Origin of the sequence: Komagataeibacter diospyri (assembly GCF_043995075.1) — a bacterium.
In the GTDB taxonomy this organism is placed as follows: Bacteria; Pseudomonadota; Alphaproteobacteria; order Acetobacterales; family Acetobacteraceae; genus Komagataeibacter; species Komagataeibacter diospyri.
On sequence record NZ_CP171836.1, the window covers coordinates 389,348 to 414,639 of the forward strand.

A 25,292-nucleotide genomic window follows, 5' to 3' on the forward strand; every position below is an offset into this window, starting at 1 on the left:
GTGTAGCGTTGTGGATCAGTACTGGGCCGAGATGTTGAACAGGAACGACCGCCCGATGGAAGGCGTTACCCGGTTTGAAAACAGGCTGCCGTAATTCAGCCGGTTATCAAGGTTATAGGCGTTCATTGCCACTTTCCAGTGGTCGGCGAAATGGTGCGAGACCATGGCGTCGAATTCCACCGTGGCGGGCACGCGCGCCGTATTGGCCTGATCCAGCCACACACCCTGCCGCCACGTGATGCCGCCACCAATGGTCATGTTCCACGGCTTGCGCGGGGCGATTTCATAACTGGTCCATGCCGTGGCCTGGTTATGGGGCACATACTGGATCTGCCCGCCCTGCTTGGATGTCGTGGAGCCAGCCTTGGTGATGGTGGGGTCATACAGCGCATAGGTGCCATAGAACATCCAGTTGCGCAGCAGCGTGCCTGACGCGCTGAGTTCAAGCCCCTGGTTGCGTTCCTGGTCACTGGTGGCGGTAATATCGCCAGTGGAAGGATCGGTCTGCACCGAATTGTTCTTTTCCAGACGGAACAGGGCAGCCGTAAAGCCGATGCGGTCATGGAAAGCGCTGTATTTCGCGCCCACTTCATACAGCCTGCTGCGTTCGGGTGCTGCACTTGCATTCTTGGCGTTCATGGGTTCGGAGCTGTTGGTGACGTACATGCTCAGTGGCGTGGTGGATTCCGACCAGTTGAAATACACCATCAGGTTGTTGCGCGGGGTGTACATGATGCTGACGGACGGGTTGATGGTGGTTTCGTTCTGCCCGTAATGCACATCGGGTGTTGCGGTGCTGCCGCCGGTGGCGCTGTAATGGCTGTTCCAGTTATCCCAGCGGAAACCGGCCTTTACCGACAGGTAGTTCGTCAGCCAGATCTGGTCCGACAGGAAGAAGCCTACATCCAGTGCAGAACTGTCCTTGTAGCACTTGCGGCCCACACCATTGCCGATATTGACCAGCCGGTTCGGATACTGGTTACAGTCCCCCAGCGTCAGGCCGGGCACGTAAGGGGAGGGGTCAAGCAGGCTGGTGCCGGGACGGTTGGAACCATAGGCGTAGTTCTGGCGGTGGTCGGTCACGTATTCAATGTCGAAGCCGCCAATGATCTCGTGCCGGATCCGCCCGGTCTTCAGATGTGCGACACCGGAAAACACATCCTGTATGGACCAGTCGCTCTGCCGGTAGGGTTCGGGTCCACCGACCCCGCCGTTACGCGCCACCTGTGCGGCGCCAGGATTGGATGAAAAGAAGTCGGACTGGCAGGTGGATGAAGGTGACACGCCGTTGAACGTGTTGTTCGTCAGGACGGCGCCACTGCTGAAGTTCGAGCATGCTTCCTGCGATGCAGAGAAATAGCGGTGGAAGATGCCGCCACGCATGTCGTTATATAATGTCAGGATCGGGTTGACCTTGGCCGTCAGGCGGCCGGTGATCATGTCGGTGCTGGAATCATCCTGATCATAGGTGGTGCCATACCAGTTGGTGCGCTTGACGCCATATTCGGTCACGGGGCGACCAATGGCGCCAGCAGATGAATAGACGACCGGCACGCCATAATCGGGAATGCGGTTATCGTTCTGGTGGAAATATTCCAGAACGAACGAAACCTTCTTGCCCAGCCCGAAAGCAATGGAGGGTGCGATCCCCCAGCGGTGGGAATAGATATCATCACGGCCAACGACATTGTTTTCGTTGCCCATGCCCGTCAGGCGAAAGGCGGTGGTGCTGTTCAGCTGGTAGTTTACATCCAGCGTGCCGCGATAATAGGACCCGCTGCCACCCGAAAAACTGGCCTGGTAGCTGTTGCCCAGATGCGGCGTCTTGGTCACGATATTGATCGCGCCACCGGTGGTGCCGTTACCGAATACTTCCGATGACGGCCCCTTGATGACCGAAACATGGTCGTAATAGAAGCTGTCGCGCGTATAGACGCCAAAGTCACGCAGGCCGTTTTCATAAATATCGTTCTGGGCAGCAAACCCGCGGATCAGGAACTGGTCCCCCGCCATGCCGCCTTCGCCTTCACCCACCGATGCGGTGATGCCGGGTACGTTTTTTAGTGCTTCATCAAGGGACTTTACGTTCTGCTGCTGCATCAGCACCTGCGGCACCACGTTTACGTTCTGTGGCGTGTGCATGGCGTCCTGCGGCATCCGGCTCAGCCCGATGGATTCATGCAGGACATTCATCGGGGATGCGGTGACATGGGTCATGTCATGGGATGTATCGGACGAATGGTTGTACAGGTCCGTTGTATCGGTATCTGATGTCTTGGTCGTTCGGGCCTGTTTGCTGCTGCTGGTGGGGGCAGTGGATGTCGTATCCTGTGCCGCGGCCTGCGCGCCCGTGGCAGCACAGGCCAGCGCCATGGAGGCGGTGAGCAGGGAGAAAGGCCTGAGTTTCTGGCGAATGGTCTGGTTTGTCATATTGCAACAGCCTCTTAATTGCATGGAGGCTGCATATCTATTTTGATAATTATTCGCAATAATGCGGAAACAGTTCGTTGCTCTGGTGTCTCTTAAATGCAACAAATTCGCATTATCAATTACAGCCCGGACGCGAAAAAAGCCCTGCACCACCGGGAATGCAGGGCTTTTTCCTCATTCATGTGTCTGAAATGGATTACAGGTTGGCAATGACCTTCAGCCCGACCAGGGCTGCATTGGGAATATGTCTGGTCTCCCCCGGACGGATCATGTACTCGAATTCCGGCTGGACCAGCATCCCCGGCATCGCGTCAATGGCGTAATAGGCTTCTATGATATGGGAATCCGTCTGGGGCGCACGCACGGCAGTACCCAGCGAATAACCGGCTTCGTACTGCAGGATCTGCCCTTCCTCCTTGCGGTGGCTGACGTGGTACCATGAATACATGATGCCCAGCCGGTCCGTGACCCGCGACGGAATAACCCCGGCAAAGGACAGGCCGCCATAGGCTTCATCCGAAATCGAGGTCACATGCGGGGTGTTATGGATATACCCTGCCATCAGGTAGCCGCCCGCCATCTGGTTACGCCCACCCCGGCGATAGACCATCTGGTCGCCTTCGAACCAGAACATGTCCATCGGCGCCGATCGCTGGCGCCCCGCCGCCGTGTGCAGGGCAGGGGACAGGCCAATGCCGATCTGGTCAGGATAGCGCGTGGTGTCGTGCGCGTAGCCCAGCACGTAATGCCCAGGCAGGCGGTTGCGGGTCAGGAAGGGCTGCCACGTGAACTCGACGGGCAGCATGAGGCCCGTTGCCTTCTCGCTGCCCCAGGCCCAGCCGCTGGGGTTGTCGGTCAGGGCGCTGACCGAATACGCGCCGATCTGGATGGCGGTATCACGCGTGGGCCGCATGCGGATGCGCGACCCCCATGTCGCCTTCGGATACACGCTGAAACCGGGGTCCAGCTTCAGCGCCACGGGCGCGGAACACGTGACCATGAACGAACACAGCAGCGGTGACGTGGCAAACACATGGGTCAGCGCCATGCGGCCAAACGTGATGTCCAGATGGTTGTCCAGCAGCTTCTTTTCAGCATAGAAATCCACCAGATGGGCCACCACATTGCCCGACAGGCCATAGACTTCCTGCAGGTTGACGTAATATTCCCCCACGCGGTCATGGCTTACGGCATGGCCCGCGCGTTCCATCACCAGTGTATGCACCGACCAGCCGGTTATCCCCGCCATTTTTTCAAGGTCGAAGTTCACCTGCGCGGTCAGTTCATGGACGTAGCTCATGCCACGCTCCACGCCGCCATTGATCACGCCCATCGCTTCACCCTTGTAAGTGAAGGCAAAGCTTACGCCGTGGTCCAGCAGTTTTCTACGCAGCGGGTTCAGCTGCGGGACCAGATGGCCGCTACCTGCGGTGGGGACGTAGTACGGGTCCTCCAGATCGCTGTCATGCTGCGCGTCGATCCATTCGGGCAGCAGGGCGGACGGCCCTTCGTGGTGGGTCAGGATGGCGTCCAGTTCGATCTTGTGAAACGCCCTGTTATCGCCGGGACTGCTGACGGGGGCGACACTCATGGTCGCCAGTCCGGCGGAAGGGTAGGTCGGGACGCCACTGGGCGGAATGGGGGTGTTGGGGGGCCTGCGGATGGCCTCGGGCGTCGGGCCGAGGCGCTCCACATCCAGATTGAGGCTGATCTGCTGTTCCGGCGTTATCCCCGTTGAAGGCATGGCGGAAACCGCGCCGGACGTGACGAGGGAAGGAACCACTGACGCAGCAGGCGGTGCGGTCTGGGCCAGGATGCGGTGGGCGGGCAGCGCCATGGTGCTTACCGCCAGCAGCCATCTGCATGCATGCGGGAACGGATGGTGGCCATGCTGGTCACGGGCATGGTGTGTATGTCGTGTCATCTGTCGATTTTCTCGTGGCCGGGCCGGATGGGCGGGGCGTGAAAACGCGGCAAGGAGGCCTGTGGTACGTGCGCCGTGTCAGGGCGTGGGCACGTACACGACGCATTCGGGAAAGCAGACAGATGCGGTGGGGCGCAGGACCGGGTGGATCATGATTTTCGCAACCATTGTTTTTATTTTTATGATGATCGATCCATATTTTAAAATTATCAAAATGTCAAATTAAGTGGAATTATATTAATTTTGCATCGCACAAATTGTAATTTTATTACAAAAATCATTCTGCTTTCCGCTGCTCCGGCATCATGGTATCGCCCATGTCGTGCCCTGCGCAGGCCGGGAATGGGAGAATGGGGTGACGGCGCTTGTTCTGATGATTGTGGGGTTGGTGATCGGTGCGGCCGTGGGGGGATATGGCGTGCATCTGGCTGCGTCTTCCGCGGGCGGCCTGCGGCGATTGCCCTATTATCCTGCTCGCGCACTGGCGGACCCTGTCGCCACCGGGGATGCGGATACGATTACGGTTGATGAACTGCCCGTCGCACTGGTTGTGCTGTCGCGCGGGGGACGGCTTCTGCATGCGGCAACCCGCGCCCAGGCCGAATTTGCCGAAGGGCTGGGTACATTGATCCGCCATCCCGCCCTGCAGCGCGCTGTGGCCGAACTGCAACCTGGCGGTGTGAGCGAGGTCCGGATTGAGGCCGATGTGCCCGTCCGCCGGGTGGTGCAGGCTTTCGTGAAGGCTGGGTCGTGGCATGGCCATCCGGCCTGTGTGGTGGTGCTGCTGGATGCCACGGCGCATGATGCGCTGGATCGTGCGCGCAGTGATTTTGTCGCCCATGCCAGCCATGAGCTGCGCACTCCGCTTGCCGCCCTGATCGGATTTATCGAGACATTACAGGGGCCTGCTGCGAATGATGCCGCAGCAAGGCAGAAATTTCTTGCCATCATGGCCCGGCAGGCAGCCCGCATGCAGCGCCTGATTGACCGGTTGCTGTACCTGTCGCGCGTGCAGATGCTGGAACACCAGCGCCCGCAGGGGCAGGTCGTGCTGCCTGACCTGTTTGCACGCCTGACTGATGAACTGCAGGGCAAACCGGCAGAAGATCGCGCCGCGGTCATCATTCACGCTCCCCCCGCCGGTACCGTGCGGGGGGATGCGGATCAGATTTTGCAGGTGCTGGTCAACCTGTGTGAAAACGCACTGCGTTATGGCCGCCCGTCACCACCGGCGGTGGCGCGGATTGATGTTGCGGCGCAATGGCTGGAAACCGGCGGGCTGGCGATTTCGGTGCGTGATAACGGGCCGGGCATCGCGGCCCAGCACCTGCCGCGCCTGACCGAACGGTTCTATCGCGTATCCCAGCCTGCCGGGCGTAAGGGGGGGGATCAGGGGACGGGATTGGGACTTGCCATTGTCCGGCATATCGTGGACCGCCACGGTGGCCGTCTGGACATAACCAGCACGCCGGGGCAGGGCACATGCTGCACCGTCTGGCTGCCACAGGGGTAATGCCTGCCCGCGTGGTTTTCGTGCTTGACGGAAAATATCCCGCCATGCTGTTGTTCCGGGGCGAGTAGAAGCGGTCGGGATTTTATCCTGGGCATTGCTCCACACCAATCAGTTCCTGATTTGTGGGCCGCTGGCGTGCATGGCATTTTATATGGTGGCGTTTTTTCTTCACAATCCGGTTGCCCCGGATCGGAAAGACTGCGCCATGCCCCGTACCTCGTGCGTGCCCGGCAGGAAAAACCTTCTGGCCGGAGAAAACCGCATGCCCCCTTCATTCATGCCCCCACGTGGCAACGCACGGTCCGAACTTGATCGTGAGTCCATGATTGGCGGGCAGGGCACCTGTATGACCCGTGATATCCCGCAGATTGACCTGTCGGATTATGACCGGCGCAAACCTGCCATTGCCGATGCATTATGGGAAGCCGCAACACAGGTCGGTTTCTTTCAGGTCATCAACCACGGCATTGACGCTGCGGACGTGGATGCCGCCTTTGCCGCAGCCAGGCGGTTCTTTGACCTGCCGCTGGGGGAAAAGGCGCATTATGCCCGCCGTCCCGGTTCGAATGTCGGGTGGGAATACCGTGCGCAGGTCCGCCCTTCCACTGGCACGCCGGATAACAAGGAATCCTACCAGATCACCCTGCCGCAGATGGGAAATGACCTATGGCCTGCCGAAAGCGTACTGCCCGGTTTTCAGGCTCGGATGCGGCGTTTCGAACGCCAGAACTGGGAACTGGGGATGAAAATCCTGTCGTGTTTCGCGATCCGGCTGGGGTTTGATGCGGATTTTTTCACCCGTAATCATGATCCCGCATCAGCACAGTACCAGAGTACCCTGCGCCTGATTCATTACATGAGCATGGAAAATGCCCGCGGCGCGGATTTTGATTTCTGGCGTGCTGGCGCCCATTCCGATTTCGACTGTCTGACCCTGCTGCATCAACGCCCGGGACAGGGTGGCCTGCAGGTCTGCCCCGGCAGGGATGCGGATATGAAGGATGCGGGCGCACTGGCATGGACCGACGTACCGCCACTGGCGGGTGCGGTTACGTGCAATATTGGTGACATGCTGATGCGCTGGAGCGACGACCGCCTGAAATCCACCCTGCATCGGGTGCGCATGCCCCGGCATGATGAATATCTTGGCCCCCGCCTGTCGCTGCCGTTTTTCTGTCAGGCCAACCGTGATGCGGTCATTCAGGGTCCGCAGAAGAAATACGCACCCATTACTGCCCGGGATTATCTGGATGAACGTATCCGGGCGAATTACGGTGGAGGGACATGAATATCCTGAAGCTTTTTGAAAAAAGCTTCACCAGAAATGTCCTCTTATGTCCCGAAATAGTTCTGGCGCAGTTCACGCCTGACAAAATCAAGGAAAAACCGTGTGCGGGAGGGAAGGTGCGCACGTGACGGATAGACGGCATACAGCGTCACGTCCTCCCACGCATAGGTGCTGAGGCATTCGATAAGTCGACCGCATTTCAGGTCATCGGCAATATCCCACAGCACCTTCAGCGCAATGCCCCGCCCACTTACGGCCCAGTCATGCACGACCTCGCTGCTGGATGTGGCCAGGCGGGGAGTGACGTGGATTTCCTTACGCGCCTTTCCATCCAGATAGGCCCATTCATTGAATATGCGCTGGCGGCGGATCAGGCAGATGCAGTCATGTTTCAGCAGGTCATGCGGTGTGGCGGGCAATCCCCTGCGCGCGACGTAATCGGGGGATGCGCACACCACGCGGCGGCTGTTGATCAGGCTGGTGGTCATGACTTCCTGATCCGACGGCATGCCGGGGCGGATGGCGATGTCCAGACCGTCATCAATCACATCCAGCCCCGCATCCGACAGGGTCAGGTGCACGGTGACATCAGGATACTGCCCGACAAAGGCGGCCACGACACCGGCCAGCAGCTTGCGCCCGATTTCAGATGGCACGCCCACGCGCAGCAGCCCGTGCGGGATACCGGCGCGCGCGGTCAGTTCGGCCTCGGCTTCTTCCACTTCCTGCATGATCCTGACCGCGTGTTCATGCAGGCGCTGGCCTTCCGCCGTCAGGGCGAAATGGCGCGACGTACGTGTGACCAGACGTGTGCCAAGGCGGGTTTCCATGGCGCTGAGGCGGCGGCTCATGGCGGCGGGCGACATACCCATGGCGCGTGCGCACCCGGCAATGCTGCCCGATGCGGTCAGGATGCAGAAAAACTTCAGGTCACTGATTTCATCCGGCATATGTCATCCCATGATTGCGTCTGGCGTACGGTTGGCGTGCAGTCGCATACCCTACACGAAGATGTGCAGATCCGTATCCTGCGCATCCTTCCACTGTTATCGCAATATCGGGTTCTTATGTCGGATACAGTCCAGTCCACCTGTCACACTTCTCTCAAAACGGCGCTGTCCGGCAGGGAACTTCTGGACTGTCCAGTTCTGAACAAGGGAAATGCATTCGACAGTCGTGAACGTGACCTGTTCGGATTGCATGGCCTGTTGCCCGCAAGCATTGCCACGCTGGAAGAACAGGCCGATCTTGCCCGTGCCCGACTGGCGGCGCTGCCGGACAATTTTTCGCGACATATTGCGCTGCGTGAAATCCAGGACAGGAATGAAACGCTTTTCTACGCCATTATCGATCAGGCGCTGGAGGCATGGCTACCCATCATCTACACGCCCGCAATCGGTCGGGCCTGTCGGGAATTCAGCCATATCTGGACCCGCCCGCGTGGCCTGTTCCTGAATTACACGGATCGGGGCCGCATTGCCGAAATCCTGTCCGACCCGCAATGGGACGGGGTGCGCGTGATCGTGGCCAGTGATGGCGGCAGCATCCTTGGCATTGGTGACCAGGGGGCAAATGGGATGGGCATCCCCATTGGCAAGCTGTCGCTCTATACCGCCTGCGGTGGCCTGGATCCGGCGCGCGCACTGCCCATCCTGCTGGATGTTGGCACCGATAATGTGGCGCTGCTGGAAGACCCTGAATATATTGGCTGGCGGCACAAGCGCGTGCGCGGTGTGGATTATGATGCCTTCATTGCGGAATTCGTGGACGCCGTTAATGCGCGCTGGCCCAATATCGCCCTGCATTGGGAAGACCTGTCGGGCGCGGATGCGCTGCGTATCCTGCGCCGTTATCGTGACGGGATGTGCACCTATAACGACGATATACAGGGCACGGCAGGGGTGACGGCGGGTGCGCTGCTGGCCGCGATCCGTGCAGGTGCTGCCCCGTTGGCGCAGCAGCGGATCGTCATTTTTGGCGCGGGCGGCGCGGGTTGCGGCATTGCCGACCTGCTGGCGCAGATGATGGTGGCGGAGGGCATGACGCCCGATGAGGCCAATCGCCGTTTCTTCATGGTCGATATCAACGGCCTTGTACGCGCGGGCATGGATGGTGTGACCGAAGGCCAGCATCCTTTCGTGCAGCCTGCCGATATCGCGGCGACGTGGAACGTGGCCGATGCAGCCCATGTCACGCTGGCCGAGGTCATGGAGAATGTCCGTCCCACCATGCTGATCGGCACATCGGGACAGGGCGGCGCCTTTACGCGTGACATCGTGGCCCCCATGGCACAGCAGTCCGTCCGTCCGGTCATTTTCGCCCTGTCCAACCCCACCGCCAATATAGAGGCAACCCCCGCGGACCTGCTGGAATGGACGGACGGGCGTGCGATCATCGGTACTGGCGGCCCGTTCGCACCCGTGGAGTATGACGGGTGCCTCCGTCCGGTGGACCAGATCAACAATTCCTATGTCTTTCCCGGTGTTGGTCTTGCGGTTGTGGCGGGCGGCATCACACGCATGACGGATGGCATGTTCCTTGCCGCAGCCCACGCTCTGGCCGGGCTTTCGCCCGCCGCCGGGGTGGATGATCAGGCGACCGTGCCCCTGCTGCCGCCCGTATCTGAACTGCGCACCGTGGCCATGGCGGTGGCGCGGGCCGTGATCCGTCAGGGGCAGGTGGAAGGTGTCGCCCCGCAGGCAACGCCTGAAACGCTCGAGGCCGCGCTGAAGGCCGCAGTCTGGACGGCACGGTACCGCCCGTATGAGAAGGCAGATTCCGTTCCCTAGGGCAGTTACGACGATTTTCATGGGCAAACAGCTTCCGTAAGGGGAAGTAAAACGTGTCCGCCACGCCATGACGGGCAGGATCAGATGAATATTTCCCGCTTCACGCCCGGGCCGGTCATGCGTTGGCCTGTGGGGGTGGACATGCTGCGCTGGCTGTTCTGTCCTACGCCACAGGCCGTGGCGTTCGCACTGCGCAATACCGTTGCCTCCGTCGTGGCGCTGGCCATTGCGCTATGGATGGAACTGGACAGCCCGCAATGGGCAGTCGCCACCGTATGGTCGGTGGCACAGGTGCGTCGTGGCGAAAGCATGTCCAAGGCGCGGTGGCGTATCGTGGGTACGCTGGTTGGCGCGATTGCCGCGGTGGTGTTCATTGCCGCTTTTCCGCAGCAGTCATGGCTGTTCTTTCCCGCCGTGGCCATATGGATCGGGCTGTGCAGCTTCCTTGCCACGTTCTGCCTGAACTTCCGTTCCTATGCTTTCGTGCTGTCGGGCTATACCTGTTCGATCATTGCGGTGGCGGCGGCATCCGCGCCGGATAACGTCTTTTTCATCAGCATTTCACGCGCCACCTATATCATTCTGGGTGTGGTGTGCGAGGCGGGAATGGCCATGCTGTTCACCGTCAGCCTGTCCACGCGCGCGCAGGCGACCATGGTGGCGCAGGTGGAAAATGTGCTGCACCGCCTGGCGATGCTGCTGCGCGAAATCGTGATGCATGAGCGTGATACGCTGGTCCATGCCGGTGAGTTCTCGGACATGGTGGTATCGGTCCATCAGGGACTTGAATTCCCGGCCATTGAAATGGGACGACAGGTGCATGCGGGCGATCATGCCCGCGCCGTGCTGGCGGAGGTCTCGATCCTTGTCACCCGCCTTGTCGGTCTGTCTGGCGGGGCGGAACGCGCGATGCTGGCCGATGACGGGGTGCTGGCGGATACACGGGGGCAACTGCTGCATCTGTGTGACCGGCTGGCGACCTGTCGGCTGGAAGCCGGTGCGCTGGATGCCGTGCAGGCCCAGGTGAAGCACCTGCGTACCCTGTTTGAACGGCGCTCGGCGCATGGCGAGCAGGAAACGGCCCGCATTACCCATGGGGTGCTGGCGGCCACGATGGATGATCTGGAAACGGCGCTGGATCACTGCCATGCCATTTTCAGCCCGCCTGTGCATGACCGTTTCCGGTTCCATCTGGGGGGGCATCGCGATATCCGGCTAGCGCTCTATAATGGGTTGCGGGGGGCTGCTGCCATCATGCTGGCGGCTTTCGTTTATGAATGCACCGCATGGCCCGGTGGCATGGGGTTCATTGCCATTACCACGCTGGTCTGCGGCCTGTTCGCCACGCGCGAAAACCCGGTGGTGGGCACGACCCGGTTCCTGTCGGGGGCGGTGTGGTCAGCCATTGCCGCAGGCACCCTTGACCTGTGGATCCTGCCATATCTTACGGATTATGAGGAATTTGCCTTCGTTCTGGGCATATTCCTGTTTGTGGGCGGCCTGGCCAAATGCAACCGGGGCACGGCGGGGGCTGCTGCGGCCTACGGATTGCTCATGCCCAACCTGCTCATGCCCGGTAACCAGAGCCGGGTGGATGAAATCACGTTCCTGAATGGTGCTTTCCATACGGTTCTGGCGGTGGGGCTGAGCGTGCTGGTGTTCCGGCTGGTCCTGCCATTCCGTGCGCGGGATGAACGGCTGCGTTTTGGCGTGCATATACGTGGCGAACTGCGGCGGCTGTGCCTTGTGCCCCTGCCGCCGTCCCCCCAGTGGTGGATCGGCACAAGTGTGGACCGGATAGGGCGCATGGTGCGCCATGCAACGCAGGAGGGGGATCACACCGCCATCGCCGGTATCCGGCTTATGCTCATGTTTTCTTCCGTAGGCCTGAATATCCTGCTGCTGCGCCAGATCAAGCGGCAGCGGCGCGATACGGTGTCGGATATCATTACCGAACTGTTGCGCGTGCTGGTGCGCTACCGGCCGGTCAGTCCGCGTGGCATTGCCATGGTCCGGGCCACGCGCAGGCGGCTGGCCCATATGGAAAAGGCCGATCCCGGCAATGGCAGGCTGCTGGAGGTACTGGCCTGTCTTGACGGGATCAGCCGCACGGCTGCAGCCTGCGTCACTGCCATGGCGGCAGGAGTGGAATAATTCCTGTTATATCTGGAAACTGATAGAAGTTTTTGGATGCCACCTTTTACAAAAGGCGGTATTTTTTGAAGCTTTTTGGAAAAAACTTCACCAGAAACTTCTTCTGTTTTCAAACCTTTTTCCGGCGGGGCTGGGGCAGGGGATAACGGCTTTCCCATCCACCACCCAGCGCACGGTAAAGATGGGTGACAGAAGTCGAAACCGCGACATCCGCCTCGATCAGGCGCGACTGGGTATCCAGCAGCCGGTCCTGCATTTCCAGCACGTTCAGGAATGCGGCCGAACCTTCGGTATACTGGCGTTGGGCGGTACGCACGGCAATCTGGTTCTGGTCCACGGCGGCGGCCAGCCGGTCGTGCTGGTTCTGCGCCGATGACAGGTCGGCCATCGCATCATCGATTTCCTGCCATGCCTTGAGCATCGTGCGCTGCAGCATGATCGCCGCTTCCTTCTGCTGCGCCTTGCGCAGGCGCAACTGCCCCGTCAGCCGCCCACCTTCGAATATGGGAAAGGTCGCGGTCGGGCCAAAACCGTACTGGCGCGATGCCCAGCTTCCCAGCCCGCTGAACTGCAGCGCCTGCACATCAAGGCTGCCTGACAGGGTCACGCGCGGGAAGAAATCGGCAATGGCGACACCAATGCTGGCGGTGGCGGCATGCAGCCGTTCTTCCGCCATGCGGATATCGGGCCTGCGTTCCGCCAGTTGCGATGGCAGCCCTACCGGGATTTCATGCGGAACCGGCGGCACGTCGCCACCATGGCCAAGGGTCCGGGTCAGCGCGCCGGGTTCGCGGGCGACCAGAAAGCTCAGGGCGTTGAGCAGATGTGCTTCCTGGTCCTGCAACACCGGCAGGCGCGAGCGGAATTCCTCGTACTGACCTGCTGCGTCGGCCACATCCATGCGTGTTGCGGCCCCTTCGTTCAGGCGGCGCGTGGTCAGGTGCAGCGTGTGGCTGGCAAGATCGATATTCTGCCGGACAATGGCCATGCGTGCCTGCACCCCACGCAGGTCAAGGTAGTCCTGCGCCGTTTCCGCCATGAGCGAGACCATAAGCCCTCGCCGCATGTCCTCGGTCGCGTGCATGGCGGCGGTGGCGGCTTCGACCTGACGGCGCACATGCCCCCACAGGTCCACTTCCCATGCCGCGTTCATGCCATACTGGGGCAGGTTGAAAGACGGGTTGCCAACTGATCCGGGCATGGCCGTGGGACCAAAACCCTGCGTGCCGCTGGCGATCGTGCCCGCACCCTGCTGTTCCATGGTGCCCAGCAGGCCCAGCACGCCATTGGTGCTGGCGCGTTCGCGGGCATAGGACGCATTGGCTTCGGCATGGGGAAACTGGGCGGCACTGGCGATACGGCGTTCGGCCATGCTCTGGGCAAAGCGCCATGATGCGGCCTGCAGGTCAAGGTTGTCCTGTGCCACCTGTGCTTCCAGTGCGGTCAGGGTGGCGTCATTGAAAATGGTCCACCACTGCGCGCCCATCGTGGCGTCGGTCACATGGCTTTCGGCGGGTGGCAGGCTGTCATGCCACGTCGCAGGCGCGGGCTGGGGCCTGCGGTGGTAGTTGGGGCCAACCGTGCACCCGGTGGCCAGCAGCGCGATCATGCCGAAGGCCAGTGCGGCGCGCTGGCGGCGTGTGGTCCGCATGACGTTACTGCCAGGCATAGCGGGCCTCCGTCGCGTGGGGACCGTCAGGCGCGGTCACGGTGTCGATACGGGCTTCAACCGACATGCCGACGCGTACCAGCGCAGCCAGATTCTGCCCGGGATCGAACACCAGCTTGACGGGAATGCGCTGCACCACCTTGGTGAAGTTACCGGTGGCGTTGTCCGGCTGGATCGGGGCGAAAGCAACGCCGGTGGCCGGTGCAAGGCTGTCCACATGGGCATGCAGCGGGTGGCCGGGGAATGTATCGACCCATATTGTCGCGCGCTGGCCGGTGCGGACATGGGTCAACTGCGTTTCCTGAAAATTGGCCAGCACATAGGCTGCCTGTGTCGGCACCACCGCCAGCAGGGCCGTGCCCGCATGGACATAGGCCCCCACGCGCACCCCACGTTCGCCCACCACGCCTTCAACCGGGGCGGGAATGGTGCAGTAGGACAGGTTGAGCGCTGCCGTATGTTCCCGCCCGCGTGCCTGTTCCAGGGCGCCCTGTGCATGCAGCAGTTGTGCCCGCAGGACCCCGACCTGATCGGTTTCGGCATCAACCGCCGCATTGTCATGGTCAAGGCGTGCCTGCGCTTCCAGCAGGCGGGCAGCGCTGTCCTGGTTCTGTTCCAGTGTGCCGGACCCGTCCGCCGACAGGTTGCGGTAACGCCGTGCGTTCTGCCGGGCAAAGACAAGCTGCGCCTGATCAGCGCTGACACTGGCGCGCGCCTGCGCGATCAGGGCCGACTGGCGCACCAGTTCGGATTCAAGGTTCGCGACGTCACCCTGTGCTGCTTCCCGCTCGCCCTGTGCGGTTTCCAGTGCAGCGCGATAGTCTTCGTCCTCGATATGGGCCAGTTCCTCGCCGGGGTGGACGGCCTCGTTATCCTGCGCGATCACGCGGTCGATGCGACCGGGTACCTTCGGCGCTACGGTGGTGAAATCCGCCGTGACATAGGCATCGTTGGTATATTCGCTGGTGCCATTGCCTGATACCAGCCGGTCGGCGGTCCAGGCGGCAGCGACCAGGACAACAACCGTGGCGCCAGCCAGGATGATGGGTTTTTTATGGGGCATTGCTTCGGACCCGATCATTCAGTGCGCGGCGGGTGCGGGGACCGGCGCACGCGGGGGGTAGATACGTCCGGGCAGGATGGCCACCAGGACAAGGAAAAAGGCACAGATCCACATGACCAGCAGATAGATGTCCGCCAGCGCCAGCACGGTGGCCTGTTCATGCACGTAGGTATGGAAGATCTGCAGTGCGTTGCGCGCCACGTGCCCGGCATCGGGTGACGTGGCGGCGATCTGTCCGGAAATGGGGTCGCCCATGCCGGACAGTGCCGTGCCATGCGTGCCGTGCAGGTCCAGCAGCATGGTGGAATGATACTGTTCACGTCGGCGCAGCATGACTTCGAACAAGGCGGTGGCGATGGCGTTGGCCATGCCCTTGAGCATGTTCACCATGCCCGAGATCATCGGCCCGTCCGCAGGCCCCAGCCCCAGCGCCGCCAGCATGAGGGTGGGAATCACCACCATCGGCTGTCCGAAGATCTGCAGGATCTGGATGACCATGAAATTGTCGCGTACCCAGTCCGGCGTCAGCCATGTGCCAAGCCACGCCGCAACGCCAAGGCAGACAAGACCAATGGCCAGCACATACCGGCAGTCCACCGCGCGGATATTGCACAGTGCCGCCGTCAGCGGCAGCAGGACCAGCTGCGGCAGCGCCACCACCAGCGCAACCGGTGCGGCCTGAATGGGCCGGTAGCCGCGTATGTCGGCAAGGTAGGTGAACGGAATTTCCGTCATGAGGCCACAGATCATGAGGGACGCCACCAGCGTCAGCAGGGATGCGGCGATATTGCGGTTACCCCAGAACTGGATGCGGAAGAACGGGCTGTGATGGAACCATTCATGCGCCAGGAAGGCGATGAACAGCGCCCCCCCCCAGAATGTCAGGTGCGTGATGACGGGGGAGCGGAACCAGTCCAGCCGGTCACCCTGATACAGCACCGTCACCACGCACATGATGGCCGGCACACCAAGCATGAACCCGCGCCAGTTGAAATTGCGGAACCGGTCCCAGTGCGACGGGTCGCGCGGCAGTCCCCAGCCGATCATCAGTATTGCCACCGCGCATAGCGGCAGCGTTTCCCAGTACAGCCACCGCCAGCCGACGTGCTCGAACCACATTGCCTCCAGCGGGCCGCCAAGGTTGGGGCCGAAGGTCGCACTCATGGCGTATCCGCCAATGCCGAATACCCGCAGCGGGGCAGGCAGGTATTTGAGCATGACGGTCATGAGAATGGGCGGCAGGCATCCCGCTGACAGCCCCTGCACCGCGCGCAGGATGCACAGCGTGGTCATGTCAGGCATATAGGGTGCAGGAATAGCCAGCAGTCCCAGCAGCGCCGTCATGAACAGGGTAAAGCGGTAGATGGAAAACGTGACATAGAACCATGGCGTGAACGCCATCGCCGCGATGTTGAAACATTCATAGATGGAGATGAACCACGTGCCTTCGTCGTGGCCGATATGCATTGCCCCACGGATATCAGGCAGGCCGATTTCCGTGATGTGTTCATTGAAACCGGCGACATGCACGGCCAGCAGCACCCCAAGGCACCCCACGACCGTGCGGATGCCAAAGGGCGGGATATAGGAAGGGGCGGCGTGGGCGGCGTTCACATTTATCTGTCCCGATGGGAAAACAGACATATGATCGGCGCAGGGGGCGTGCGCGAATACCCATGATCGCGTAAGGTGACACTTTCATTTTACGGATTGGTCAAATCCGTTTTTTCAGGATAATCGGGACGGCTGCGTTCCGGTTTCATTGTGGGGAAGTCACGCAGGGTCATGAGAAAACGCTACGATCTCGACCTGCTGCGCAGTCTCCAGGCCCTGATCGAGGAAGAAGGTGTCTCCCACGCGGCGCGCAGGCTTCAGGTGAGCGAGGCCGCGATGAGCCGCACCCTTGCCAAGCTGCGTGTGGTCTTTGGCGACCCCATCCTGGTGGCGTCGGGACGCAGGTTGGTCGCCACGACCTTTGCGCTGGGCATCCGCGAACGGGTGCAGGCGCTGGTTGAAGGCGCTGATTCCCTGCTGGAGGAACAGGACACACCCGACCTTGCCGGTCTGTCCCCCCACTTTACCCTGCGGGCGAATGACCTGATCGTGGGGGCCTTTGGTGCCGCGATCCTTGCTGCACTGCGAAGGGACTGTCCCGGCTGCACCATAACCTTCGCCCCGGAAACGGATGAGGAACCCAGCAACGACCTGCGCGAAGGGCGCATTGACCTTTATCTGGGTGCGTCCGACGACATGCGTTCGGAAATACGGCGGCAGAGTATTTTTCCCACGTCCTTCCGCGCACTGGTGCGTGCGGGCCATCCCATCCTGACGGAAGGGATTACGCCCGTATCGGTCGCACGGTACGAACATATAAGCGTGTCACGCCGGGGACGGCCGCATGGGCCGATTGATGCGGTGCTGAAGGAACGGTTCGGGCTGAAACGGCGGGTGGTGATGGTCGTGCCCACCTATTATGCCATGGTTGAAACCCTGCGCATGACGGACATGATCCTGCCGCTGCCGGGTATCGCCATCGATTACCTGCCCATAAGGTCGATGCACCTTGAGGAGTTCGAATTTCCGTTCGAACTGCCCCCGGTGCATTCATTTCAGGCATGGCACCCAAGGCGCGACAGCGACCCGGTGCATCGCTGGCTGCGCAATACGGTCTATCAGGTCGTACGCCAGCGTGGGGGCGGTCTGCCTGACGGGTTTTCCCCCGCCACGGTGGCGGCTGAAACCAGAACCTGAGACATAAAGAAGGTTCTGGAGAAGCTTTTTTCAAAAAGCTTCAAAGAACACCGCCTTTTGAAAAAAAAGACGGCGCCCGGAAACTTTTATTTGCAGACAGTCGCTTTACTGTCCGTAGCGCACGATGCCCAGATCCTCGTACGGGATGTCGGGCATCCGGTTCGACATGATGTCCGCCAGCACCCGGCCCGAACCGCAGGCCATGGTCCAGCCCAGCGTGCCATGCCCGGTGTTGAGGAACAGGTTATCATACTTCGTGCGACCGATGATGGGCGTGCCATCGGGCGTCATCGGGCGCAGGCCGGTCCAGAATCTGGCACCTGCGATATTGCCGCCGCCGGGGAACAGGTCGGTCACCGAATGTTCCAGCGTTTCACGCCGGGGGGCGCGCAGCTTTGTGCTGAATCCTGCCAGTTCCGCCGTGCCACCTACGCGGATGCGTTCGCCAAGGCGGGTGATCCCGATCTTGAATGTCTCATCCATGATGGTGGAGACCGGGGCCTGCTTTTCATTCACGATGTCAGCGGTCAGCGAGTATCCCTTGACCGGATAGATCGGCAGGTCCAGCCCAAGACGGCGTACCATGGCGGGCGAATAGCTGCCCAGTGACAGGACATAGGAATCCGCCACCATCCGGCCTCTGCTGGTCTCGATTCCGGTAATATGGCCACCATCATTCGTCATGGTGCGGATGCGGGTGTCGTAATGGAAGGTGACGCCTGCTTTTGCCGCCATGGCCGCAAGGCGCTGGGTGAACATGAACGCGTCCCCCGTCTCGTCCCCCGGCAGGCGCAGGCCACCCACGATCTTGTCCGCCGATGATGCCAGTCCCGGCTCGGCCTTCACGCAGCCTTCACGTGTCAGGACTTCATATGGAACATTGTACTGCTCCAGCACGCTAATATCACCCGCGATGGCATCCAGCTGCTTTTGCGTGCGGAAAACCTGCAACGTGCCCTGCTGGCGGTCATCATAGGTGATGCCGGTGCTGGTGCGCAGGTCGCGCATCACATCACGGCTGTATTCCGCAATGCGCACCATGCGGCCCTTGTTGCGGTCATAGGCGGCGGTGGTGCAGTTTTCCAGCATCTGCACCAGCCATTTCCACAGATGCGGGTCAGGCATGGGCCAGAACACGAAGGGGCGGTACTTCATCAGCAGCCACTTGACCGACTTCAGCGGTACGCCCGGGCCAGCCCAGGGGGATGAATAGCCCGGCGAGACCTGACCCGCATTGGCGAAGCTGGTTTCAAGGCCTGCTTCGGGCTGGCGGTCCACCACAGTGACCTCATGCCCTGCCTGCGCAAGGTACCATGCCGATGTCACACCGACGACACCGCTACCCAGAACGATGATTTTCATTACACAGATGCCTTTTCTGGCGGGTGGAAACGCATCACGCCGCCTGTGTCAGGTACGCGCGATGGAAACGGGAACCCAGCGCCGTCAGCACTTCATAGCCGATGGTGCCAGCGGATCGGGCGACATCATCCACGCTGCGGCGCGGGCCGATCATGTCCACATGCGTGGCCTGTGCCAGCACGCTTTCGGGCACGTCGCTTACGTCGATGGTGGTGGAATCCATGGAAATGCGGCCAAGGATCGGCAGCCGGTAGTCCCCCAGCCACGCACATCCCCCGCCATTCGCGCCATGGCGCAGGAACCCGTCGGCATAACCGATACCCAATGTCGCGATGCGGGCAGGCCCCGTGGCACGCCATGTCAGGCCATAGCCTACGCCGTCGCCCGCGCTGATGGTGCGGCGCTGGACGATACGCGCGCCCAGCCGCACGGTGGGATGCAGGGGGTTGGGCGCGTCTTCATTGGGGGCCAGGCCGTAAAGGGCCGCACCGGGGCGGACAAGGTCGAAATGGTAATCGGGCCCAAGGAAAATCCCTGATGAAGCCGAAAGAGCCAGCGGCGCCGCGGGCAGGCGGGCGGCCATGGCGCGCAGGCGGTCGCGCTGCATGACGTTGGCGGGGTTGGCCGGGGTATCGGCGCAGGCGAGGTGGCTCATCACCAGCCGGGTCTCGATACCGTCCAGCAGGTCCGGGTTGGCTGCCAGCATGGTGACATTCGCATCAGACAGCCCAAAGCGGGACATGCCGGTATCAACCTGCAGGGCAGCGGGCAGGAACATGCCCATCTGGCCCGCATGTGCGCGCCATCCGGCAATCTGTTCCATGCTGTTCAGCACCGGCAGCAGGTTATGGCGCGTAAATTCGGCTTCGGTCCCTGGCATCGGGCCATGCAGGACAAAGATGCGTGTGGTTGGGGCGACATGCGGCCGCAGGCGGACGCCTTCCTCCAGATGAGCGACGAAAAAGGTATTCGCCCCGGCCTGTTCCAGCACGGGGGCAACCCGGTGGGCACCCAGTCCATAGGCATCAGCCTTGACCACGGCAGCACAGATGCTGCTGCCCGTGCGGGCATTGAGCAGGCGGTAATTCGCCGCGATCGCGCCCAGATCGATTTCCAGCATCGCACCCGCACCCGGCGCGGCCCAGCCGGTAGCGTGCGGGAAGGAAGGCAGGTCAGGCATTGGAACGTGTACTCCATCGGGCTGGCGGGACAGGGTGATCGTACGCTGATAGAAACAAAATGTCCTGTCGTTTAATGCAATTTTATGCGATTAAGGATTAGCTGTACGCAATTATATACTAAAATAAGCGGAAAATTCATCATGGCATTCGATCGTCTGACAGACGCCATATTGCGCAACCTTCGTCATGACGGACGGATGAGCAATGCCGAACTGGCACAGAAGGTTGGCCTGTCCCCTTCCGCATGTCTGCGGCGGGTGCGGATGCTGGAAAAAGACGGGGTGATCCGGGGCTATCGCGCCCTGGTGGATGAGCGTTCGGTTCACGGCATGACCACCGTGATCGTACAGATCACGCTGGAACGCCAGACGGAGGAATGTCTGCGCCGGTTCGAAGCCCGCGTGCGCGAATGCGCTGATGTGCGCGAATGCTACCTGATGACGGGGGATGCCGATTATCTGGTCCGCGTCGAGGCACGTGATGCCGCCGATTATGAACGCATCCACAAAGAAGAGCTGTCGCGCATGCCCGGCGTCGCCCGGATACAGAGCAACTTCGCCATCCGCACCGTCGTGCAGCGCTAGATATTGATAAAAATAAAAGTTTCCGGGTGCTGCCTTTTTTAAGGGCAGCGTTATCTAAGGCTTCATCAAGTCGGGTATCCGGGATGCGCGGTCCGGCCCGGACATGCACGGCAGGGCAGGTGTGGGTCGGACCCAAGATGGGACGTGATACCGACGGGATAACCCGGTGACTGAAGGGAAGCTTTACGGGGCTGGGGGAATGACCGCACTGGCGTGACGTGGAATGAACGGACGGATCAGGAACTGGTAGCAGCCCGCGCCGACCACGCCGCCCAGCAGCGGGCCGGCAATCGGCACCCACCAGAAATTGTCTGCCGAAGGCAGGGCTGAACCGCCCCATCCGGCCAGGAAACAGAACAGGCGCGGCCCGAAGTCACGGGCGGGATTGATGGCCCATGCCTCCAGATAGCCCGAACACGCGCCGATGCTGGCCACCAGCAGCCCGATGATCAGCGCGCTGGAATTGGCCTGCGGGGCGACGGTATTGTATTCGCAGGTAATCGCGAAGATACCGCCGACCAGCAGCGCCGTCAGGATGGTTTCATCCATGAAGGCATGGAGCGGCGTGATGAATTCGCCCGGATGGGTAAAGAAGACCCCCGCTGCCCCGCCATCGGCGCGGCTTATGCCATGCAACTGGTTGTAATGGTCTATCACCGGCTGGTACAGCGTATAGACAAGGGCGGCCCCCAGTACGCCCCCCAATACCTGTGCCGCACAGTATGCCGGCACCTTGCGCCACGAAAAACCACGGTAAAGCGCCAGCGCCACCGATACGGCGGGGTTGGCGTGGGTGCCCGATACACTACCGGTCACGTAAATTGCGATGGTCACACCCAGCCCCCATACAATGGACACCCCCCAGTAGGAGAGCTTGTACGGACTGGGATCATACAGCGTGTACATGGCAGCCACGGAATCGCCGATCAGGACAATGATCATGACCGCAATGCATTCTGATATCAGTTCGCCCAGAAACTGTCGGTTCTTTAGCATTTTAACCCACTTTATTCTTTTATTATCATTCGATGGGAATGGGCTGTCCGCCTTGTGGCGGGTTTCCTGCCCTGACATGTTCTTAAACGAACATACGCGGGTCGGGAAGAGGGACACGTGATTGCCGGGGGGAAAGTTTCTCTTTTTCCCGATTATTTCATCATATTTCATGAAACCTCTCCAGCCTGGCGGATTTGGGGGCATACCGTGCTGGCGTGTGTCAGACAGCGGCGGGGCGGAGTGACAGGTCATGCCGCGCGTTTTCGCACATGCACAAAAACCGTCTGGCACAGGTAAATACTAACAGGTGGCGAATTTATGTCTAAAACCGGCAATATTTATGCATAAAATATTTCATGGAATGCCATGGCAGATGTGCGATTTCCCTATTGAAACGCTCATGATGTTCGTTTACGAACATTGATATCAGGAGGAACATCTACCATGGCGTCCAAGGACGAAACATTCCGCACCCCCGCGGCACAGGGCGGTCCGCTCGACCTGCTGGTCGTCGGCGGTGGGATCAATGGCACGGGCATCGCGCGCGATGCTGCGGGGCGGGGCGCGTCCGTCCTGCTGGTCGAGCAGGACGACCTGGCCAACCATACTTCATCGGCCAGCACCAAGCTGATCCATGGTGGTCTGCGCTACCTTGAATATTATGAATTCCGGCTGGTGCGCGAGGCGCTGATCGAACGTGAGCGCCTGTTGCACATAGCACCCCACATCATCTGGCCGATGCGTTTCGTACTGCCCTATACCCCGCAGGCACGGCCTGCGTGGATGCTGCGCCTTGGCCTGTTCCTGTATGACCACCTTGCGCCCAACATGACGCTGCCCAAGTGCAAGTCGCTTGATTTCCGCACGAATTCGGCGGGCAAGCCGCTCAACGGCACGCTGGCGCGTGGCTTCGCCTATTCCGACGGGTGGGTGCAGGACAGCCGCCTCGTTGTACTCAACGCCATGGACGCCAGGGCCCATGGCGCCGATATCCGCACCCGCACCCGCCTGGTGCAGGCACGGCGCGTGAATGGCCTGTGGGAAGCGGTGATCGAGAATACGCGCGATGGCAGCCAGACGACCGTGCGGGCAAAAGTGCTGGTCAATGCCGGTGGCCCGTGGGTGAGCGAAGTGCTGCGCAAGCGCGCGCAGGTCGATTCCGACAAGAACGTGCGTCTGGTCAAGGGCAGCCATATCGTGGTGCCGCGCCTGTTTGACGGGCCGCAGGCCTATATCCTGCAGAACCCGGACAAGCGTATCGTTTTCGCGATCCCCTACGAGCAGAAATTCACCCTGATCGGCACTACCGACGTACCGTGGACGCAGGCCCCCGGCCGGGTCGAGATCTCGCCCGAGGAAATCAGCTACCTGTGCGAAAGCGTCAGCCGCTATTTCACCAGGCCGGTAACGCCTGATGACGTGGTGTGGAGCTACGCCGGCGTGCGCCCGCTGTATGATGACGCTGCCAAGAACGCCTCCGCCGTGACGCGTGATTACGTGCTGGATGTGGATACGCAGGGCAATCAGGCGCCAATGCTGTCCATCTTCGGCGGCAAGATCACCACTTACCGCAAGCTGGCCGAACACGCGCTTGAAAAGCTGCAGCCTTTCCTGCCTGTTCTGTCCGCGCCGGGCTGGACCGCGGATCAGGTGCTGCCCGGCGGTGACCTGGGCGATGGCGGGTTTGATGGCGCGGTCAGTCGCCTTGCGGCAAAGGCCCCGTTCCTTGATGCACAGCTGTGCTGGCGTCTGGTGCGCAACTATGGTTCACGTGCGGTTGAAATCGTGGGTGATGCGCGCAGCATGGCTGACATGGGCGAGCAGTTTGGCGGTGGCCTGACCGCGCGTGAGGTAGAATACCTGATTGCACATGAATGGGCGCAGACGACCGAGGACATCCTGTGGCGTCGTTCCCGCATGGGCCTGCATGTGACCGATGAGGACGCAGGCCGCCTTGACAGCTACCTGCGTGGTCGCCAGCCGGTCGCCGCAAAATCAGTTTCGTGACAAACAGGCCGTGGGCGTAACATCGTCCACGGCCGGAACCGCATCCGCCCGTCAGGGCAGGAGAAGATAATGAACAAGAAGAACAGAATTCTCGCTATCGATCAGGGAACGACCTCGACCCGCAGCATCGTCTTCGATCGTGACATCAACGCCCTTTCGGTCGCCCGTACCGAATTTGCCCAGCATTACCCCAATCCGGGCTGGGTCGAGCACGACCCGGAGGAAATCTGGTCCAACGTCCTGTCCACTGCGCGTGAAGCCATTGAAAAGGCCGGTGGCCCGGGCACGATCGCGGGCATCGGCATTACCAACCAGCGTGAAACCATTGTCGTATGGGACCGGGCAACGGGAAAGCCCATTCACCGCGCCATCGTCTGGCAGGACCGGCGTACGACGCCCGTCTGCGCGCGTATGCATGAACAGGGGCATGAGGCGCTGGTACGCGAACGCACCGGCCTGCTGCTGGACCCTTATTTCTCGGCCACGAAAATTGCGTGGATCCTTGATAACGTCGCAGGGGCACGCGCGCAGGCCGAGCAGGGCAGGCTGGCCTGCGGCACGATCGACAGCTTCCTGCTGTGGCGGCTGACCGGTGGGCGCGTGCATGCCACCGACACGACCAATGCATCACGTACGCTGCTGTTCAATATCCATAGCTGCGCATGGGATGATGACCTGCTGGCGCTGTTCAACGTGCCGCGCGCCATCCTGCCCGAAGTGCGGACCAACAGCGAAATCTTTGGTGAGACGGAAGCCGACCTGTTTGGCGAACCGCTGAAGGTCGCGGGCATGGCGGGTGACCAGAACGCCGCCATGGTAGGCCAGGTCTGTTTTAAACCCGGTACGGCCAAGGCGACCTATGGCACGGGCTGCTTCGCGCTGCTCAACACCGGGACCACGCCCGTCCAGTCCGAAAACCGCATGTTGACCACCATTGCCTACCGCATTGGTTCCGAGACGACATACGCGCTGGAAGGCTCTATTTTCGTAGCGGGTGCGGCCGTCCGCTGGCTGCGTGACGGGCTGAACCTGATTACTCACGCTTCCCAGACCGATGACATGGCGACCCGCGTGCCGCACAGCCATGGCGTGTACATGGTGCCGGGTTTTGTCGGTCTTGGCGCGCCGCACTGGGACCCGGACGCCCGTGGTCTGATCTGCGGGCTGACGCTGGATGCGACGGCGGCCCATATCGCCCGCGCGGCGCTGGAATCGGTAGCATACCAGACGCTTGACCTTATGGATGCCATGCATGAGGACGGTGGCGAGGAACTGAGCGCACTGCGTATTGATGGCGGGATGTCGGTCAATGACTGGTTCTGCCAGTTTCTTGCCGATATGCTGCGCACGCCGGTGGAACGGCCCAAGCAGGTCGAGACGACGGCCCTTGGCGCCGCCTTCCTGGCCGGACTGGCGACGGGGGTATGGAACAGCATTGCGGAAGTTGAAGGTACCTGGAGCCGCGGTCAGCTGTTCCGTCCCACAATGGATAAGGTACAGCGCGACAGTATGGTGGCAGGATGGCATATGGCGGTGCGCCGTACGCTCAGTTCCACCATTGCTGCGTAACCTACGAATTAT

Annotated in this window: 17 protein-coding genes; 8 read left to right on the top strand and 9 right to left on the bottom strand. The window is 61.1% G+C overall.

Going from position 1 to position 25,292, the window contains the following annotated elements; all coding sequences use genetic code 11:
• Positions 1-15: 15 nt before the first annotated feature.
• Entirely contained in the window at positions 16-2,430 is a 2,415-nt protein-coding gene (locus tag ACE2AA_RS01835; protein WP_141299636.1) for a TonB-dependent siderophore receptor, read from the bottom strand.
• A 196-nt stretch (positions 2,431-2,626) separates the two neighbouring features.
• Positions 2,627-4,354, bottom strand: coding sequence for a carbohydrate porin (locus ACE2AA_RS01840; protein ID WP_395370893.1), 1,728 nt, complete (start codon positions 4,352-4,354; stop codon positions 2,627-2,629).
• Between the two features lie 322 nt (positions 4,355-4,676).
• Between ACE2AA_RS01840 and ACE2AA_RS01845 the strand changes: the two genes are divergently transcribed.
• Positions 4,677-5,867, top strand: a complete 1,191-nt coding sequence (locus ACE2AA_RS01845; RefSeq protein WP_141299638.1) for an ATP-binding protein — start codon at positions 4,677-4,679, stop codon at positions 5,865-5,867.
• 262 nt (positions 5,868-6,129) lie between these two features.
• The gene (locus ACE2AA_RS01850; RefSeq protein ID WP_395372074.1) at positions 6,130-7,155 is read left to right on the top strand and encodes an isopenicillin N synthase family dioxygenase; all 1,026 of its coding nucleotides are present in this window, start codon (positions 6,130-6,132) and stop codon (positions 7,153-7,155) included.
• Positions 7,156-7,199: 44 nt separating this feature from the next.
• Here the strand turns inward: ACE2AA_RS01850 and ACE2AA_RS01855 are convergent, their stop codons facing one another.
• A complete protein-coding gene (locus ACE2AA_RS01855; protein ID WP_141259547.1) occupies positions 7,200-8,105 on the bottom strand; it encodes a LysR family transcriptional regulator in 906 nt (301 codons plus the stop codon).
• A gap of 117 nt (positions 8,106-8,222) precedes the next feature.
• Here ACE2AA_RS01855 and ACE2AA_RS01860 point away from each other — a divergent pair, with 117 nt between their 5' ends.
• Both ACE2AA_RS01860 and ACE2AA_RS01865 read left to right on the top strand, forming a co-directional pair.
• The gene (locus ACE2AA_RS01860; protein WP_395370896.1) at positions 8,223-9,944 is read left to right on the top strand and encodes an NAD-dependent malic enzyme; all 1,722 of its coding nucleotides are present in this window, start codon (positions 8,223-8,225) and stop codon (positions 9,942-9,944) included.
• A gap of 84 nt (positions 9,945-10,028) precedes the next feature.
• A complete protein-coding gene (locus ACE2AA_RS01865) occupies positions 10,029-12,098 on the top strand; it encodes an FUSC family protein (protein ID WP_395370898.1) in 2,070 nt (689 codons plus the stop codon).
• Positions 12,099-12,207: 109 nt separating this feature from the next.
• Here ACE2AA_RS01865 and ACE2AA_RS01870 read toward each other — a convergent pair whose 3' ends face one another.
• From ACE2AA_RS01870 to ACE2AA_RS01880, 3 genes are read right to left on the bottom strand one after another with little or no spacing between them, the layout of a single operon-like run.
• The gene (locus tag ACE2AA_RS01870) at positions 12,208-13,767 is read right to left on the bottom strand and encodes an efflux transporter outer membrane subunit (RefSeq protein ID WP_395370899.1); all 1,560 of its coding nucleotides are present in this window, start codon (positions 13,765-13,767) and stop codon (positions 12,208-12,210) included.
• On the bottom strand, positions 13,754-14,830 hold the full coding sequence (locus ACE2AA_RS01875) for an HlyD family secretion protein (RefSeq protein ID WP_141259550.1): 1,077 nt from the start codon (positions 14,828-14,830) through the stop codon (positions 13,754-13,756). The genes ACE2AA_RS01870 and ACE2AA_RS01875 overlap by 14 nt, the downstream gene beginning before the upstream one ends.
• A gap of 18 nt (positions 14,831-14,848) precedes the next feature.
• On the bottom strand, positions 14,849-16,444 hold the full coding sequence (locus ACE2AA_RS01880) for an MFS transporter (RefSeq protein ID WP_141259551.1): 1,596 nt from the start codon (positions 16,442-16,444) through the stop codon (positions 14,849-14,851).
• A 171-nt stretch (positions 16,445-16,615) separates the two neighbouring features.
• Between ACE2AA_RS01880 and ACE2AA_RS01885 the strand changes: the two genes are divergently transcribed.
• Positions 16,616-17,581: a LysR family transcriptional regulator gene (locus tag ACE2AA_RS01885; protein WP_141299649.1), complete on the top strand. Its 966-nt coding sequence runs from the start codon at positions 16,616-16,618 to the stop codon at positions 17,579-17,581.
• Between the two features lie 105 nt (positions 17,582-17,686).
• On the opposite strand, the gene ACE2AA_RS01890 is transcribed toward ACE2AA_RS01885, so the two are convergent.
• Complete coding sequence (locus tag ACE2AA_RS01890; protein ID WP_395370901.1) at positions 17,687-18,943, bottom strand: D-amino acid dehydrogenase; 1,257 nt, start codon at positions 18,941-18,943, stop codon at positions 17,687-17,689.
• Between the two features lie 34 nt (positions 18,944-18,977).
• Entirely contained in the window at positions 18,978-20,123 is a 1,146-nt protein-coding gene (gene alr / locus ACE2AA_RS01895) for an alanine racemase (RefSeq protein WP_395370902.1), read from the bottom strand.
• A gap of 141 nt (positions 20,124-20,264) precedes the next feature.
• Between alr and ACE2AA_RS01900 the strand changes: the two genes are divergently transcribed.
• Positions 20,265-20,708, top strand: coding sequence for an Lrp/AsnC family transcriptional regulator (locus tag ACE2AA_RS01900; RefSeq protein ID WP_019086029.1), 444 nt, complete (start codon positions 20,265-20,267; stop codon positions 20,706-20,708).
• Positions 20,709-20,891: 183 nt separating this feature from the next.
• Here the strand turns inward: ACE2AA_RS01900 and ACE2AA_RS01905 are convergent, their stop codons facing one another.
• Entirely contained in the window at positions 20,892-21,704 is an 813-nt protein-coding gene (locus tag ACE2AA_RS01905) for an MIP/aquaporin family protein (protein WP_141299655.1), read from the bottom strand.
• Between the two features lie 444 nt (positions 21,705-22,148).
• On the opposite strand from ACE2AA_RS01905, the gene glpD reads away from it, so the two are divergent.
• Both glpD and glpK read left to right on the top strand, forming a co-directional pair.
• The gene (gene glpD, locus ACE2AA_RS01910; RefSeq protein ID WP_141259561.1) at positions 22,149-23,711 is read left to right on the top strand and encodes a glycerol-3-phosphate dehydrogenase; all 1,563 of its coding nucleotides are present in this window, start codon (positions 22,149-22,151) and stop codon (positions 23,709-23,711) included.
• Positions 23,712-23,780: 69 nt separating this feature from the next.
• Positions 23,781-25,280 (top strand): glycerol kinase GlpK, encoded by a 1,500-nt coding sequence (gene glpK, locus ACE2AA_RS01915; protein ID WP_395370903.1) that lies wholly within the window; start codon positions 23,781-23,783, stop codon positions 25,278-25,280.
• Positions 25,281-25,292: the final 12 nt, after the last annotated feature.

Bases quoted from the DNA above. Each gene is read 5' to 3' on its own strand.
- ACE2AA_RS01835 (WP_141299636.1), bottom strand. From the start codon at position 2,430: ATGACAAACCAGACCATTCGCCAGAAACTCAGGCCTTTCTCCCTGCTC.
- ACE2AA_RS01840 (WP_395370893.1), bottom strand. From the start codon at position 4,354: ATGACACGACATACACACCATGCCCGTGACCAGCATGGCCACCATCCG.
- ACE2AA_RS01850 (WP_395372074.1), top strand. From the start codon at position 6,130: ATGCCCCCTTCATTCATGCCCCCACGTGGCAACGCACGGTCCGAACTT.
- ACE2AA_RS01855 (WP_141259547.1), bottom strand. From the start codon at position 8,105: ATGCCGGATGAAATCAGTGACCTGAAGTTTTTCTGCATCCTGACCGCA.
- ACE2AA_RS01860 (WP_395370896.1), top strand. From the start codon at position 8,223: ATGTCGGATACAGTCCAGTCCACCTGTCACACTTCTCTCAAAACGGCG.
- ACE2AA_RS01865 (WP_395370898.1), top strand. From the start codon at position 10,029: ATGAATATTTCCCGCTTCACGCCCGGGCCGGTCATGCGTTGGCCTGTG.
- ACE2AA_RS01870 (WP_395370899.1), bottom strand. From the start codon at position 13,767: ATGCCTGGCAGTAACGTCATGCGGACCACACGCCGCCAGCGCGCCGCA.
- ACE2AA_RS01875 (WP_141259550.1), bottom strand. From the start codon at position 14,830: ATGCCCCATAAAAAACCCATCATCCTGGCTGGCGCCACGGTTGTTGTC.
- ACE2AA_RS01885 (WP_141299649.1), top strand. From the start codon at position 16,616: ATGAGAAAACGCTACGATCTCGACCTGCTGCGCAGTCTCCAGGCCCTG.
- ACE2AA_RS01890 (WP_395370901.1), bottom strand. From the start codon at position 18,943: ATGAAAATCATCGTTCTGGGTAGCGGTGTCGTCGGTGTGACATCGGCA.
- alr (WP_395370902.1), bottom strand. From the start codon at position 20,123: ATGCCTGACCTGCCTTCCTTCCCGCACGCTACCGGCTGGGCCGCGCCG.
- ACE2AA_RS01900 (WP_019086029.1), top strand. From the start codon at position 20,265: ATGGCATTCGATCGTCTGACAGACGCCATATTGCGCAACCTTCGTCAT.
- ACE2AA_RS01905 (WP_141299655.1), bottom strand. From the start codon at position 21,704: ATGCTAAAGAACCGACAGTTTCTGGGCGAACTGATATCAGAATGCATT.
- glpD (WP_141259561.1), top strand. From the start codon at position 22,149: ATGGCGTCCAAGGACGAAACATTCCGCACCCCCGCGGCACAGGGCGGT.
- glpK (WP_395370903.1), top strand. From the start codon at position 23,781: ATGAACAAGAAGAACAGAATTCTCGCTATCGATCAGGGAACGACCTCG.